13 protein-coding genes are annotated in these 14,872 nt (G+C 70.7%); 7 read left to right on the top strand and 6 right to left on the bottom strand.

Going from position 1 to position 14,872, the window contains the following annotated elements; genetic code table 11:
* The first annotated feature begins 7 nt into the window (after window positions 1-7).
* Window positions 8-646, top strand: coding sequence for a nucleotidyltransferase family protein (locus AC1DYZ_RS05880; RefSeq protein WP_477064267.1), 639 nt, complete (start codon window positions 8-10; stop codon window positions 644-646).
* Between the two features lie 6 nt (window positions 647-652).
* On the opposite strand, the gene AC1DYZ_RS05875 is transcribed toward AC1DYZ_RS05880, so the two are convergent.
* Genes AC1DYZ_RS05875 through AC1DYZ_RS05860 form a run of 4 tightly spaced genes read right to left on the bottom strand, consistent with a single transcriptional unit; the run spans window position 653 to window position 4,861 of the window.
* On the bottom strand, window positions 653-1,486 hold the full coding sequence (locus AC1DYZ_RS05875) for an ABC transporter ATP-binding protein (RefSeq protein WP_477064266.1): 834 nt from the start codon (window positions 1,484-1,486) through the stop codon (window positions 653-655).
* Window positions 1,483-2,457, bottom strand: a complete 975-nt coding sequence (locus tag AC1DYZ_RS05870) for an ABC transporter ATP-binding protein (RefSeq protein ID WP_477064265.1) — start codon at window positions 2,455-2,457, stop codon at window positions 1,483-1,485. Before AC1DYZ_RS05870 ends, AC1DYZ_RS05875 begins: the two co-directional genes overlap by 4 nt.
* The gene (locus AC1DYZ_RS05865; protein WP_477064264.1) at window positions 2,447-3,433 is read right to left on the bottom strand and encodes a branched-chain amino acid ABC transporter permease; all 987 of its coding nucleotides are present in this window, start codon (window positions 3,431-3,433) and stop codon (window positions 2,447-2,449) included. The genes AC1DYZ_RS05870 and AC1DYZ_RS05865 overlap by 11 nt, the downstream gene beginning before the upstream one ends.
* A gap of 9 nt (window positions 3,434-3,442) precedes the next feature.
* The gene (locus tag AC1DYZ_RS05860) at window positions 3,443-4,861 is read right to left on the bottom strand and encodes a branched-chain amino acid ABC transporter permease (RefSeq protein ID WP_477064263.1); all 1,419 of its coding nucleotides are present in this window, start codon (window positions 4,859-4,861) and stop codon (window positions 3,443-3,445) included.
* A gap of 346 nt (window positions 4,862-5,207) precedes the next feature.
* On the opposite strand from AC1DYZ_RS05860, the gene AC1DYZ_RS05855 reads away from it, so the two are divergent.
* Complete coding sequence (locus AC1DYZ_RS05855) at window positions 5,208-5,906, top strand: N-acetyltransferase family protein (RefSeq protein WP_477064262.1); 699 nt, start codon at window positions 5,208-5,210, stop codon at window positions 5,904-5,906.
* Here the strand turns inward: AC1DYZ_RS05855 and AC1DYZ_RS05850 are convergent.
* The gene (locus AC1DYZ_RS05850; RefSeq protein WP_477064261.1) at window positions 5,822-6,226 is read right to left on the bottom strand and encodes a PaaI family thioesterase; all 405 of its coding nucleotides are present in this window, start codon (window positions 6,224-6,226) and stop codon (window positions 5,822-5,824) included. The genes AC1DYZ_RS05855 and AC1DYZ_RS05850 overlap by 85 nt on opposite strands.
* On the opposite strand from AC1DYZ_RS05850, the gene polA reads away from it, so the two are divergent.
* From polA to AC1DYZ_RS05835, 3 genes are all read left to right on the top strand, one after another.
* A complete protein-coding gene (polA, locus tag AC1DYZ_RS05845; RefSeq protein WP_477064260.1) occupies window positions 6,225-8,984 on the top strand; it encodes a DNA polymerase I in 2,760 nt (919 codons plus the stop codon). The two genes, AC1DYZ_RS05850 and polA, sit on opposite strands and share 2 nt — an antisense overlap.
* A gap of 129 nt (window positions 8,985-9,113) precedes the next feature.
* Window positions 9,114-9,464 carry a DUF485 domain-containing protein gene (locus AC1DYZ_RS05840; RefSeq protein ID WP_477064259.1) on the top strand — a complete coding sequence of 117 codons (351 nt, stop codon included), beginning with the start codon at window positions 9,114-9,116 and terminating at the stop codon, window positions 9,462-9,464.
* Window positions 9,461-11,119 (top strand): solute symporter family protein, encoded by a 1,659-nt coding sequence (locus tag AC1DYZ_RS05835; RefSeq protein WP_477064258.1) that lies wholly within the window; start codon window positions 9,461-9,463, stop codon window positions 11,117-11,119. The genes AC1DYZ_RS05840 and AC1DYZ_RS05835 overlap by 4 nt, the downstream gene beginning before the upstream one ends.
* Before the next feature lie 22 nt (window positions 11,120-11,141).
* On the opposite strand, the gene AC1DYZ_RS05830 is transcribed toward AC1DYZ_RS05835, so the two are convergent.
* Window positions 11,142-11,960, bottom strand: a complete 819-nt coding sequence (locus tag AC1DYZ_RS05830; RefSeq protein WP_477064257.1) for a class I SAM-dependent methyltransferase — start codon at window positions 11,958-11,960, stop codon at window positions 11,142-11,144.
* Window positions 11,961-12,075: 115 nt separating this feature from the next.
* Here AC1DYZ_RS05830 and AC1DYZ_RS05825 point away from each other — a divergent pair, with 115 nt between their 5' ends.
* Together AC1DYZ_RS05825 and rpsA are read left to right on the top strand one after the other, a co-directional pair.
* The gene (locus tag AC1DYZ_RS05825; RefSeq protein WP_477064256.1) at window positions 12,076-13,101 is read left to right on the top strand and encodes a 6-phosphofructokinase; all 1,026 of its coding nucleotides are present in this window, start codon (window positions 12,076-12,078) and stop codon (window positions 13,099-13,101) included.
* Window positions 13,102-13,327: 226 nt separating this feature from the next.
* Window positions 13,328-14,833, top strand: coding sequence for a 30S ribosomal protein S1 (rpsA, locus tag AC1DYZ_RS05820; protein WP_456847097.1), 1,506 nt, complete (start codon window positions 13,328-13,330; stop codon window positions 14,831-14,833).
* The last annotated feature ends 39 nt before the right edge of the window (window positions 14,834-14,872 follow it).

Raw genomic sequence — 14,872 nt, 5'->3', positions numbered from 1 at the left:
TGGAGCCATGACGCAGCAGGGCGCCCTCGCCGACCMCCCGGACGACCGCACGGCCCTGCAGGACGGGCTGCGGCTCACGGCGGTCGCCCTGACGAACGCCGAGATCCCGTTCGCGCTCGTCGGCGGCTACGCCGCGTGGGCCCGGGGCGCACCGGAGCCGAGTCACGACGCCGACTTCGCCGTGACCGAGAAGGACGTCGACCGGGCCAAGGAGGCCATCGCCGCGGCGGGCCTGGACGTCGAGGACCCCGCGGAGAACTGGCTGTTCAAGGCGTTCCACCACGGGCAGCTGGTCGACGTGCTCTTCCGGATGGTGGGGGAGCCGGTCACCGAGGAGCTGCTGGCGCGCAGCGACGTCCTGGAGGTGCTGGCGGTGCGGATGCCGGTGCTCAGCGCCACCGACGTCGTCTCCGCCAAGCTGCGGGTGCTCGGGGAACACGCGTGCGACTTCGGGCGCCTGCTGGCCATCGTCCGGGCGCTGCGCGAGCAGATCGACTGGGACCGGGTGCGCGCCGACGTCGGTCCGCATCCCTACGGGCGCGCGTTCCTCTTCCTCGCCGACGAGCTGGGCATCACGGACGTCCGCCCCACGCCCGGGACGGACGTCGAGCCCGGCCGCGCGGACGCGACCGGGCCCGACAACTGACGTGGGTCAGGCCACCGGCGGGGTCGTCAGCCCGGCAGCCGGCTTGTTGGCTTCCTCGACGTCCGTGGCCAGCGTTCCCAGGTACAGCTCGATCACCTTGGGGTCGTGCATGAGCTCGCGGCCCGGCCCGGAGTAGGCGTTGCGGCCCTGGTCGAGCACGTAGGCGCGGTCGCAGATCTGCAGGGCGCGGCGCGCGTTCTGCTCCACGATGACGATCGAGACGCCGGCCTTGTTGATCTTGCGGGTCCGGATGAACGTCTCGTCCTGCCGGACGGGCGACAGGCCCGCGGATGGCTCGTCCAGCAGCAGGACGGACGGGTCCATCATCAGCGCCCGCGCCATCGCGACCATCTGCCGCTCACCGCCGGACAGCGAGCCGGCCCGCTGCTTGCGGCGCTCCCCGAGGGTGGGGAACAGGTCGACGATGAACTCGAACCGCTCGTTGTACTTCTTCGGGGCCTGGAAGATCCCCATCTGGAGGTTCTCCTCGATGCTCAGCGAGGGGAACACGTTGTTGGACTGCGGCACGAAGCCGACGCCGCGCTTGACCAGCGAGTCCGAGCGCAGGCGCGTGATGTCCTCGCCGTGCAGCGTGACGGCGCCCTGCCGGACCGTGACCAGGCCGAACAGGGCCTTGAGCAGCGTCGACTTGCCGGCGCCGTTCGGGCCGATGATGCCGACCAGCTCGCCGGGGTGGACCACGAGGTTGCAGCCGTTGAGGATGTCGACCCCGGGGATGTAGCCGGCGTAGAGGTCCTTGGCGTCGAGCAACGGCTCGCCGGTGGGCGCGCCCCGGTGGACGGACGCGGCGTCGGTGGTGTCGGTGGCCGTCGTGCTCATGAGGTCTCCTCCTGCTCGCCGCGCGCGATCGCCTCGGCACGGACCTCCGCCTCGAGCTGCTCGGTGGTGTCGTCCTCGAGCAGGCTGTCGTCGCCGAGGTCGGTGTCGTGGTGCTTGCCCAGATAGGCGTCGACCACGGCCTGGTCCTGCATCACGGTCTCGGGCGGCCCCTCGGCCACGATGCGGCCCTCGGCCATGACAATGACCCAGTCCGAGATGTGCCGGACCATGTGCATGTCGTGCTCGACGAACAGCACCGTGGTGCCCTCGTCGCGCAGCGCCTCGACGTGCCCCAGCAGGGACTGCGTCAGCGCGGGGTTCACGCCAGCCATCGGCTCGTCGAGCATCACCATGGTCGGCTTGCTCATGAGCGCCCGGGCCATCTCGAGCAGCTTGCGCTGGCCGCCCGAGAGCGAACCGGCGAAGTCGTCGCGCTTGGTGTCCAGCTTGAAGCGGGCCAGCAGCTCCTCCGCCTGGAGGGTGATCTCCTTCTCGCGCGCCTTCCACAGCGGCGGGAAGAGGGCCGTGACCAGGTTCTCGCCGGGCTGCTTGGTGGCACCGAGCCGCATGTTCTCGATGACGAGCATGCGGCTCAGGGCCTTGGTCAGCTGGAAGGTGCGGACCATGCCGGACCGAGCCACGCGGGCGGCCGAGACGCCGTGCAGCGACTTCCCCTCGAACGACCAGGTGCCGGTGCTCGGCTTGTCGAAGCCGGTGAGCAGGTTGAACAGCGTGGTCTTGCCCGCCCCGTTCGGTCCGATGAGGGCCGTGATGGCGCCGCGCTGGATCTCGATGTGGTCGACGTCGACGGCGGTCATGCCCCCGAAGTGTCGGGTGATGTGATCGGCGACGACGATCGGGTCGGGCTTCTTGGCACCCGGCACCCGCTCGACGTCGGCCAGCTCTGCCGCGACGGCGGCACGGCGGCTCGCGGCCGGAGCGACCGTGGTGGCCGGAAGGTCAGCGGACATTGATCGCCAGCTCCTTCTTGTCTCCGAGGATGCCTTGTGGCCGGAAGATCACCAGCAGCATGAGCGTGACGCCGACGATGATCCAGCCGAACTGCTCGATCTGCTCGTTGCGCATGATCGTCTCCGGGACGCCGTCGCGCATGACCGTCTTGATCAGCATCAGGCCGGCCCAGAAGATGATCGAGCCCAGCACAGGCCCGAACACGGTCGCGGCACCACCGAGCAGCAGGATCGTCCAGATGAAGAACGTCATCGGACGGCCCATGGAGTCGGGTTGGACGGCTCGTGGCAGCACGTAGATGATGCCGGCCACCGCGCCGATGACGCCGCCGAGGATGAGCGACTGCATCTTGTACGAGTAGACGTTCTTGCCCAGGGACCGGACGGCGTCCTCGTCCTCGCGGATGCCCTTGAGCACGCGGCCCCACGGCGACTTGATGAGCAGGTAGACCAGCAGGCAGGCGAGGCCGACGACCACCCACGCGACGATGCGGATCCACCAGCTGTTCGACGCGTTGGTGGCGTACGAGAACGGGCCCAGCGACCAGACGGTGTCCGGGAAGGGTGACGCACCGGTGAACGTGTGCTTGTACTCGTTGCCGCGCAGGCCCGACGAGGCACCGGTGAGCTCCGTGAGGGCGGTCGAGCGGCCGACGAGCCGGACGATCTCCGCGGCGGCGATCGTCACGATGGCGAGGTAGTCGCCGCGCAGCTTCAGCGTGGGGATGCCGAGGATGAGCGCGAAGACGGCCGCGGCGGCCATGGCCACGACCACGGCCGCCCACAGGGGCCAGCCGGCGATGGTCGCGATGGCGAAACCGTAGGCGCCGAGCAGCATGAAGCCTGCCTGGCCCATGTTGAGCAGCCCGGTGAGGCCGAAGTGGATGTTGAGGCCGATGGCGCCGAGCGCGTAGGCGGCCGTCGTCGGCGCGAAGATCTCGCCGGCGACGTTGGTGAGGATGCGGGACCAGTCCATGTCTGCTCCTTAACCGATCCGCTCGGCGCGGCCCAGGAGACCCTGGGGGCGCAGCAGCAGCACGAGGATGAGGATGAGGAGCGCCCCGGCGTAACGCATGTCGCTGGGGAGCACGAGGTTGGAGAGCTCGACGACGAGCCCGATGACGATCGAGCCGACGAGTGCGCCGAACGGGGCACCGAGGCCACCGAGCGTCACCGCGGAGAACATGAGGAGCAGCAGAGCGCCGCCCATGTTCCAGCTGGTCGCGTTGAGGTACAGGCCCATGAGCACGCCCCCGAGGGCCGCGAGCGCGCCGCCGAGCGTCCAGACGAGCCGGATGACGCGCTCGACCGTGATGCCGGAGGCGGCAGCCAGCGCCGGGTTGTCGGAGACGGCCCGCGTGGCCCGCCCGATCCGGGTGGCGAGCAGGAAGTACGCGACCCCGCCGAGCACCGCGCCGGCGATGATGACCGACCAGATCGAGGTCACCGAGATCCGGACCGTGCCGATGGTGACGATGTCCGGGTTCTCGGTCACGATGCGCAGCGCGCTCGCCCCGAAGAAGAACTGGTACGTGTACTGCAGGGCCATCGACAGGCCGATGGTGACGATCATCTGCTGGGTGGTGCCCACGCGCCGACGGCGCAGCGGGTGCCAGATGCCGGCGTCCTGGATCCAGCCGCTGAGGGCTCCCGCGATGACCGCGAGGACGCCCGAGACGACGAGCGGCAGCCCGAAGGTCTGCACGCCGATGTAGGCGAGGATCGCGCCGAGCGTGACCTGCTCGCCGTGCGCGAAGTTGCTCAGGCCGGTCGTGCCGTAGATCAGGGACAGGCCGACGGACGCGAGCGCGAGCAGGATGCCGAAGACGAGCCCGCTCACCGTCTGCTGCGCGAGCCGCGACCAGCTGAACCCGCCCTCGGAGGACGAGCCGGTCGGCGCTCCCGTCTCCCCGTCGGTCTCGCCGGCTCCCGCTCCCGCCGACGCGGTCGGGCTCGGCCCGGCGCCGCCGCCGGAGGCCGCCGGCTCCCCGAGGGGGAAGAGCGCACCGCTGGACGAGCCGAGCGTGACCGTCACCGTGCGCGGGTTGCCGCTCGGGTTCCGCAGCGTCTCGCCGGCGGGGAGGGTCGCCGGGTCCAGCGTGACCGTGTAGTCGCCGGCGGCGGTCACCGGGGCGGTCCACTTGCCCTCGGCGTCCGTCGTGACGGTAACGGTCCCGCCGGCTCCTTCGACCGTCAGCGTGACGCCGACGGCGGGTTGGCCCGCGGAGGTGCGGATGGTGCCGTTGATGCACCCTGTGGCCGCGTCGGCGACGCACGGTCCTGTCGCTGCGTGCGCCGTCGAGGGCGCGAGCAGGAGGACCAGCGACGCGACGAGCAGGACGAGCAGGGCGCTCGCGCTTCGGCGCAGGGTGGGGGAACGGTCCAGGGTGGCGAGCTCTCGCACCTGGGACCTCCGTCCGTCTGTTCGGGTGTGGCACGTCGAGAGTCGCCGCGTCGTTGGGGCGACCCGTCCGACGTCTGCCGGGTGGCAGGACGATAGGCAGGGATTGTGTCGCGTTCATTTCGTGAAGGCGAGACTTCCGACCCTTGCGGTGCCAGCGTGTCGGAAGTTTTCTGGTCGTTCGTCCAGAATTGGTGGTCGATCGTTCGGATGAGGGTGCCCGCAGGACTAGGCACCGGAGTGCAGGCTGGTCCATGATCGAGGGCGGCGCCATCGCGGGCAGAGGTGACGCCACCCCGACCGGATCCCCCTCGTCCCGTCTGGAGGTACCGCTGCCGTGCGTCTCGGTGTGCAAGTCCGCGAAGCCCTGCCGGGCGACCTGGAGAGTCTGGTCGCGCTCTGCCTCGCCGCACGCCAGGAGGCGGCGGTCGGTTCGCAGCTGTGCACGGACGACGCCGACCGGCTCCGCGACCAGCTGGGAGCGCTCCTCGCGGTCCCGGGCGGGCGCATCCTGCTCGCCCTCCTCGACGACGAGCCGGCGGGCCTGCTCCTGGCCCGCGTGGTCGGACCGGGACCGTTCACCGACGTCGTGAGCCTCGACATCGAGGCCGTCTACGTGCTCCCCGCGGCCCGCCGTCGTGGGCTCGGGCACGCGCTGCTCGTCGGCGCGGCGACCGTGGCCGAAGCGGCCGACGCCACCGAGCTGTACTCGTCGCCGCTGCCGGGTGCCCGCGGCATGCAGCGCTTCCTCGCCCGGCTGGGGTTCGCGCCGGCCGCGTCGCACCGTGTCGTCACCACGTCCGCCCTGCAGCGTCGGCTGGCGCACGAGCACGGCGCCGGAGGATCCGTCCGCCGCTCGGGCCCGCGCGGGCTCGAGGACCTCATCGCCCGCCGTCGGCAGGTGCGCGAGGCGCGGCGGCAGGCCGACGAGCCGGCACCCGTCGCGCGGGCGTCTGGCGCGGATCAGCCGCGCGCATCGATCAACATGCAGGTCAGCCGCGCGGTGCAGACGGGCCGACCGTCCTCGTCCTCGACGACCACCTGGTAGCTGGCCAGGGTCTTGCCCAGGTGCAGCGCCGTCGCGGTCCCTGTGACCAGGCCGGAGCGCGCCGACCGGTGGTGGGTGGCGTTGAGCTCGATGCCGACCGCGGCTCGCCCCTCGCCCGCGTAGGTCATGGCGGCGACGGAGCCCAGCGTCTCGGCCAGCACCGCGGACGCGCCGCCGTGGAGCAGGCCGTACGGCTGGGTGTTCCCGGCGACGGGCATGGTGCCGACGGTGCGCTCGGCGGAGGCCTCGGTCACCACGATGCCCATGCGCTCGATGAGGGTGCCCGGGTAGGGCTGGTCGGTGGTCGTCGTGTCGGACATGGCAGATAGGTTGGCACCCGTGAGCGACGCACTGCCAGCGGTTCCGCCGGCCACTCCCGGAACGCCTGCCCGACTCCTCCTGATCGACGGTCACTCGATGGCCTACCGGGCGTTCTTCGCGCTCCCGGTGGACAAGTTCGCGACGTCGTCCGGCGAGCCCACCAACGCGGTCTTCGGGTTCTTCTCCATGATCGCCAACCTGCTGCGCGACGAGGCACCCACGCACGTCGCGGTCGCCTTCGACGCCGGCCGGACGACGTTCCGCACCGAGGTGTACGAGTCGTACAAGGGCAACCGGGACGCCACCCCGGCGCCGTTCAAGGGTCAGGTCGCGGTCATCCAGAAGGTGCTGGAGACCATGCACATCCCGTACCTGTCCAAGCCGCAGTTCGAGGCCGACGACATCCTGGCCACGCTGTCGGTGCAGGCGCGGGCGCAGGGCATGGAGGTGCTCATCTGCACGGGCGACCGCGACGCCCTGCAGCTGGTGAACGGCGACGTGACCGTGCTCTACCCGGTCAAGGGCGTCTCGGAGCTGGCCCGCATGACGCCGGCCGCCGTCGAGACCAAGTACGGCGTCCCGCCGGAGCGCTACCCCGACCTGGCGGCGCTCGTCGGGGAGACCAGCGACAACCTGCCGGGCATCCCCGGCGTCGGCCCGAAGACCGCCGCCAAGTGGATCGTGCAGTACGACGGCCTCGAGGGGATCCTCGCCGCCGCGGACCAGGTGCCGGGCAAGGCGGGGGAGTCGCTGCGCGACAACCTCGACCAGGTGCGCCTGAACCGCCAGCTCAACGCCCTCCTGACGGACCTGGAGCTCCCGCTCGGGCCCGAGGACCTCGCCGCGCGCCCGTGGGACCGGACGGCCCTGCACGCCATCCTCGAGGAGCTCGAGTTCCGCGCGATCCGCGACCGCCTGTTCGCCATGCTGCCCGACGAGGGCGGCGAGGGGCCGGGGACGGTCGCCGCGGCCCAGCTGGACCTCACGGTGCTCGGCTCCGGCGAGCTGGCGGCCTGGCTCGCCGAGCGGGCGGGGCGCCCTCTGGGTGTCGACGTGCGCGGTTCGGGTGCTCCGTCGGGCGGCGACGCGTGGGGCATCGCGCTGGCGGACCCGGACGGTCAGGCGGCGGCGTTCGACCTCGCGGAGATCCAGCCCGCCGACGAGGCGGCGCTGGCGGCCTGGCTCGCCGACCCGGCCGCGCCGAAGGTGGTGCACGCCGCGAAGGAGGCCTGGCACGCGCTGACCGGCCGCGGCCTGCCGCTCGCGGGTGTGGTGTTCGACACCGAGCTCGCCGCCTACCTGTGCCAGCCCGACCGCCGTGCCTACGACCTGACCGACCTCGCGATCGGCTACCTGCACCGCGAGCTCGGGGCGGACGACGCCGGCGACGGCGCGCAGGGCGCGCTCGACCTCGAGCTCGACGGCACCGACGAGGGTCGCCGCGCGGCCGTGCGCGCGGCCGCCGTGCGGGACCTGGCCGACGTGCTGGGCGGCGAGCTGGGCGACCGCGGCGCCACCGCGCTCCTCGAGAACCTCGAGCTGCCGCTGGTCGACGTGCTCGCCCGCATGGAGCGGACCGGCATCGCGATCGACGACGGCTACCTGTCCGGGCTGGAGCGATCCTTCGACGGCCAGGTGCAGAACGCCGCCGCCGAGGCCTACGCGGTCATCGGGCGGGAGGTGAACCTCGGGTCGCCMAAGCAGCTCCAGGAGGTGCTGTTCGACCAGCTCGGGATGCCGAAGACCAAGAAGAACAAGACGGGCTACACCACCGACGCCAACGCGCTGAACGACCTGTTCGCGCGGACCCAGCACCCGTTCCTCGAGCACCTGTTGGCGCACCGCGACACCATCCGGCTGCGCCAGACCGTCGAGGGGCTGCTGCGCTCGATCGCGGCGGACGGGCGGATCCATACGACGTTCCAGCAGACGATCGCCGCGACGGGGCGCCTGTCGTCGGCGGACCCGAACCTGCAGAACATCCCGATTCGCACCGAGGCGGGCCGGCAGATCCGGCGGGCGTTCGTCGTCGGCGATGGCTACGAGACGCTGCTGACGGCCGACTACTCGCAGATCGAGATGCGGATCATGGCGCACCTCTCGGGTGACGAGGGCCTGATCGACGCGTTCCGCTCTGGTGAGGACCTGCACAGCTTCGTCGGTTCGCGGGTGTTCGGCGTCCCGACGGACGAGGTCACGCCGGCCATGCGCTCGAAGATCAAGGCGATGAGCTACGGGCTCGCCTACGGCCTGTCGGCGTACGGGCTGTCCCAGCAGCTCTCGGTCGAGGTGTCCGAGGCCGCGGCGCTCATGCAGGACTACTTCTCGCGGTTCGGCGGGGTGCGCGACTACCTCACCGGCGTCGTGGACGTGGCCCGCCAGACCGGCTACACGGCCACGATCCTGGGCCGCCGGCGCTACCTGCCGGACCTCACCAGCGACAACCGCCAGCGCCGCGAGGTCGCGGAGCGGATGGCCCTCAACGCGCCGATCCAGGGCAGCGCGGCGGACCTGATCAAGGTCGCGATGCTCGGCGTCGACCGCGAGCTGACCCGCCGCGGGCTCGGCTCGCGCATGCTGCTCCAGGTCCACGACGAGCTCGTGCTCGAGGTGGCGCCGGGGGAGCGGGACGAGGTCGAGGCCCTGGTGCGCGAGCAGATGGGCGCCGCGGGCGACGCGGCGACCGACGGCCCGCTGGACGTGCCGCTCGACGTCACGGTCGGCGCGGGAGGCTCCTGGCACGACGCGGGGCACTGACACGCCGTAAAAGTCGGCGGTATCGCCCGACACGTCGTCGGAATCGGGTGCGCGGTGGGGTGATGTACGCCACAGTATGGCGCACAGACGCGGCAACGGAGCCGCTGACACCCCTCCCGGGAGGCGCTGATGACCGACACCTTCGGAGATCGTGAGACGGACTACCAACGGGTACAGAACAGCGAGGAGTTCCAGGCTCTCCGGAGCCGGTTCCGTCGGTTCGTGTTCCCGATGACCGCCCTCTTCCTCGCTTGGTACTTCCTGTACGTGCTGCTCGCGGACTACGCGCACGACTTCATGGCGACCAAGGTCTGGGGCAACATCACGGTCGGGCTGCTCCTCGGGCTGGGGCAGTTCGTCTCGACCTTCATCATCACGATGGTCTACGCGCGCTGGGCCAACAACAAGCAGGACCCCGTGGCCGAGCGCCTCCGCAGGCACATCGAAGACGGCGACAGCCTGGACGGCGGTGTCGCATGAGCGCCTCGCTGACCACACTCCTGCGCGCCGCGGAGACCGAGGACATCGGCAACCCCGCGGTCAACATCGCCATCTTCGGCGCGTTCGTCGTGATCACGCTGATCGTCGTGTTCCGGGCCTCCCGCAACAACAAGACCGCGGCCGACTACTACGCGGCCGGCCGCTCGTTCACGGGCCCGCAGAACGGCACCGCCATCGCCGGGGACTACCTGTCCGCGGCATCGTTCCTCGGCATCTGCGGCGCCATCGCCATCAACGGGTACGACGGTTTCCTCTACTCGATCGGCTTCCTCGTTGCCTGGCTCGTCGCCCTGCTGCTCGTGGCGGAGCTGCTGCGCAACACCGGCCGGTTCACCATGGCCGACGTCCTGTCGTTCCGGCTCAAGCAGCGGCCGGTCCGCATGGCCGCGGCGCTGGCCACCCTCACGGTCGTCTTCTTCTACCTGCTGGCGCAGATGGCGGGGGCCGGCGGTCTCGTCGCGCTGCTGCTGGGCGTCGAGGGGACCACCGGTCAGGGCGTCGTCATCGCCGTCGTCGGCGCGCTGATGATCCTCTACGTCCTGGTCGGCGGGATGAAGGGCACCACCTGGGTGCAGATCATCAAGGCGGTGCTCCTGATCATCGGCGCCGCCGTCATGACGGTCTGGGTGCTGGCGCAGTTCGGGTTCAACTTCTCCGACCTGCTCCAGGGCGCCATCGACACGGCAGGCGAGGGCGGGGAGGCGCTGATCGCGCCCGGCAAGCAGTACGGCGTCAGCGCGATGAGCCAGCTGAACTTCCTGTCGCTCGCGCTGGCGCTCGTGCTGGGGACCGCCGGCCTGCCGCACGTGCTCATGCGGTTCTACACGGTCCCGTCGGCCAAGGAGGCGCGGCGGTCGGTGGTCTGGGCGATCTGGCTCATCGGCATCTTCTACCTCTTCACGCTGGTGCTCGGGTACGGCGCCGCGGCCCTCGTCGGTCCGGAGGCCATCAAGGCGGCGCCCGGCGGCGTGAACTCGGCGGCCCCGCTGCTGGCGTACGAGCTGGGTGGCACCGTGCTGCTCGGGCTCATCTCGGCAGTGGCGTTCGCGACGATCCTCGCGGTCGTCGCCGGCCTCACCATCACGGCCGCGGCGTCGTTCGCGCACGACATCTACGCCTCGGTCATCAAGCGCGGCGAGGTCAAGCCGGACGGCGAGGTTCGCGTCGCGCGGATCACGGTCGTGGTGATCGGGATCCTCGCGATCATCGGCGGCATCTTCGCCAACGGTCAGAACGTGGCGTTCCTCGTGGCGCTGGCTTTCGCCGTCGCGGCGAGCGCCAACCTGCCGACGATCCTCTACTCGCTGTTCTGGAAGAGGTTCAACACGTCCGGGGCGCTCTGGAGCATCTACGGCGGGCTCATCTCCTGCCTGGTGCTCATCGCGTTCTCGCCCGTCGTGTCCGGCAAGGTCGACCCGGTGACCGGCGCGAGCCTGTCGATGATCAAGGACACGTCCATCGACTTCCACCTGATCCCGCTGGAGAACCCGGGGCTCATCTCGATCCCGCTCGCGTTCCTCCTCGGGATCCTCGGCACGTACCTGAGCAAGGACGCGTCGAGCCCGGAGAAGTTCGCGGAGATGGAGGTCCGGTCGCTGACCGGAGCCGGCTCCGAGAAGGCGGTCGTGCACTGACGTCCCACCTCGGGCGGCCGACCTACCGGGTCGGCCGCCCGAGGTGCGTCACGAAGATCGCGGTGCCGGGGATCCGCGCCCCCCGCACCGGCCCCCAGCCGCCCCAGGTCCGGTCGTGGCCGGCCGGCCACTCCGGCTCGACCAGACGGTCGAGCACGAACCCGGCCGCCACCAGCTCGGCGACGTGGTCGCCGAGGGTCCGGTGGTACTCGGCGTACAGCACCGCGCCCGACTCGCCGAGCTCGGCGTAGGGCGTCCGGTCGAAGTAGGAGCGCGTAGCCGTCAGGCCGGCCTCGCCGGGGTCGTCGGGAAACGCCCAGCGGACCGGGTGGGTGACCGCGAACACCCACCGCCCGCCCGGACGCAGCACGCGCGCGACCTCGGCGTGGACGCGGTCGGCGTCGGGCACGAACGGCAGGGCGCCGAACGCGGTGAATGCGACGTCGAACGACGCGTCGGCGAAGGGCAGCACCCGGGCGTCGGCCTGCACCAGGGGAGTGGTGCGGCCCACCTCGGCGTCGTACCGCGCCCCGGCGGCGAGCATCCCGGCCGAGACGTCGGTCGCGACGACGTCGACGCCCTCGCCGACCAGCCACCGCGCGCACTGCGCGGCCCCCGCGCCCACCTCGAGCACGCGCGCACCGGTCAGGTCCCCGAGGAGGCGCGCGTCCTTCTCCCGGACACCCTCGGGGCACCAGCAGAAGTCGGCGGGGCCCAGGAACGAGCCGTGCTCGTCGAGGTACTCGTCGGCGTTGGCGTCCCACCACCCCCGACCGGCGGAGCCGCCCGCCTGGGCGGGGACGTCGAGATAGCCGGCCTCGGCCAGCGGGTCGTCGTGCATGGGACCAGTGTCACCTCTGGGGGCTGGTGCACCTGGATACGCTGTCCGCACGGCAGCCCGACGATGCGCTCCGGCCAGGCTCATCCGAGCCCCGCGACGATCAAGGAGTGCCAGCGTGCGAGTCGGTCTGCTCACGGGCGGCGGAGACGTCCCCGGTCTCAACGCCGCGATCCGCGCCGTCGTGAAGCGCGGCGAGGGCGAGTACGGCCACACGATCATCGGCTTCCGCAACGGGTGGCGCGGCGTGGTGGACGGGTACAGCCTCCCGCTCACCCGCCAGCACATCCGCAACCAGCTCGCCGTCGGCGGCACGCTGCTCGGCACCGCGCGCTACCACCCCCACGCCGACGACGGGGGTCTGGACGCCGTGCTGTCGACGCTCGAGTCGGAGCGCATCGAGGCGCTCATCTGCATCGGCGGCGACGGCACGCTGCACGCCGCGAGCAAGGTGGCCGAGGCGGGCGTCCGCATCGTCGCCATCCCGAAGACGATCGACAACGACGTCTGGGGCACCGACCAGTCCATCGGCTTCGACACCGCGGTCTCCATCGCGACCGAGGCCATCGACCGCATCCACACCACGGCGGAGAGCCACAACCGCGTGATGATCGTCGAGGTCATGGGCCGGCACGCCGGCTGGATCGCCGCGACGTCAGGCATCGCCGGGGGAGCCGAGATCGTGCTGGCTCCCGAGGCTCCGTTCGACATCGACAAGATCGAGAAGTTCCTCAAGCACCGGCACCGTGCGCACGCCAGCTTCTCGATCATCGTCGTCGCCGAGGGCGCCGTGCCGGCGCCGGGCACCACCATGGACTACGAGACGCCCATGGGCAAGTTCGGCGACATCGTCGCGGGCGCCATCGGCGAGCGGCTCAAGGTCGAGATCGAGAAGCGCACGGGCTTCGACACGCGCGTCGTGGTGCTGGGGCACGTGCAGCGCGGTGGAATCCCCACGCACGTCGACCGGATCCTCGGCTCGCGGTTCGGGGTCGCCGCGATCGACGCCGCCAGCGCGGGCCAGTCGAACGTCATGACGGCGCTGCGCGGCGAGTCCGTCGAGATGGTGCCGCTCAGCGAGGTGGCCGGCAAGGTCAAGTACGTGCCCGACGAGCTGCTGGCGGTCGCGCGGGCGCTCGCCTGATCGGCTTTGACCTGCCCATCGTCACCCCGATAAGGTGGACGGCGGTGCCGCGCGCCTTGTTGCGTCGGCGTGTCCCTGAACGCACTGCTTGTGCGTGGCTCTCTTCGCGGGAGTCCGGGGGCGTCCAGCCAGCTCGCTCGTGGTCACCAGCTACGCATGTCATCGTGCCGCCGGCACAACGTTCAGCCCGTACAACATCCCTGTCCGCATCGGAGCCCATCCCTACATGAGCATCACCACCCCCGCGAAGCCCGCCACCCCGCAGGTCGCGATCAACGACATCGGCTCGGCCGAGGACTTCCTCGCCGCGATCGACGCCACCATCAAGTACTTCAACGATGGCGACATCGTCGAGGGCACCATCGTCAAGGTCGACCGCGACGAGGTCCTTCTCGACATCGGTTACAAGACCGAGGGCGTCATCCCCTCCCGTGAGCTGTCCATCAAGCACGACGTGGACCCCGGTGAGGTTGTCAAGGTCGGCGACGCAGTCGAGGCCCTCGTCCTCCAGAAGGAGGACAAGGAAGGCCGGCTGATCCTGTCCAAGAAGCGCGCACAGTACGAGCGCGCCTGGGGCACGATCGAGAAGATCAAGGAGGAGGACGGCGTCGTCACCGGCACCGTCATCGAGGTCGTCAAGGGCGGCCTCATCCTCGACATCGGTCTGCGCGGCTTCCTGCCCGCGTCGCTGGTGGAGATGCGTCGCGTCCGCGACCTCCAGCCGTACGTCGGCAAGGAGATCGAGGCCAAGATCATCGAGCTCGACAAGAACCGCAACAACGTGGTCCTGTCGCGCCGTGCCTGGCTCGAGCAGACGCAGTCCGAGGTGCGCTCCACCTTCCTGCAGACGCTGCAGAAGGGCCAGGTCCGCCCCGGTGTCGTGTCCTCGATCGTCAACTTTGGTGCGTTCGTGGACCTGGGTGGCGTGGACGGGCTCGTGCACGTCTCCGAGCTGTCCTGGAAGCACATCGACCACCCGTCCGAGGTCGTCGAGGTGGGCCAGGAGGTCACCGTCGAGGTTCTCGACGTCGACTTCGACCGCGAGCGTGTCTCCCTGTCGCTGAAGGCGACGCAGGAGGACCCGTGGCAGGCCTTCGCCCGCACGCACGCCATCGGCCAGGTCGTCCCGGGCAAGGTCACCAAGCTGGTTCCGTTCGGTGCGTTCGTGCGCGTCGAGGACGGCATCGAGGGCCTCGTGCACATCTCGGAGCTGGCCGTGCGCCACGTCGAGATCCCCGAGCAGGTCGTCCAGGTCGGCGACGACGTCTTCGTCAAGGTCATCGACATCGACCTGGAGCGCCGCCGCATCTCGCTGTCGCTCAAGCAGGCGAACGAGGGCTTCGACCCGGCCAGCGAGGACTTCGACCCCGCGCTGTACGGCATGGCGGCCGAGTACGACGACGCCGGCAACTACAAGTACCCCGAGGGCTTCGACCCGGCCACGAACGAGTGGCTCGAGGGCTTCGAGGCTCAGCGCGAGGTGTGGGAGGCGCAGTACGCGCAGGCCCACGAGCGCTGGGAGGCGCACCGCAAGCAGGTCGCCGACGCCGCGAAGGCCGACGCCGAGGCTGCCTCGGCCGGTGCCGACGGTGCGACGTCGTCCTCCAGCTCGTCGAGCTCGTCCGCCGGCCCGGTGCCGTCGACGTACTCGTCGTCCACCGAGGAGGCCGCGGGCACGCTCGCGTCCGACGAGGCGCTCGCCGCTCTGCGCGAGAAGCTCACTGGTAACTGAACCCACCCGCTCGATGGCCGGTCACCTTCCGAGGTGGCC

The organism is Cellulomonas sp. P1_C4 (assembly GCF_056406355.1).
The sequence above is the reverse complement of the archived record's forward strand: the minus strand, read 5'-3'. Positions and strand labels throughout refer to the sequence as shown.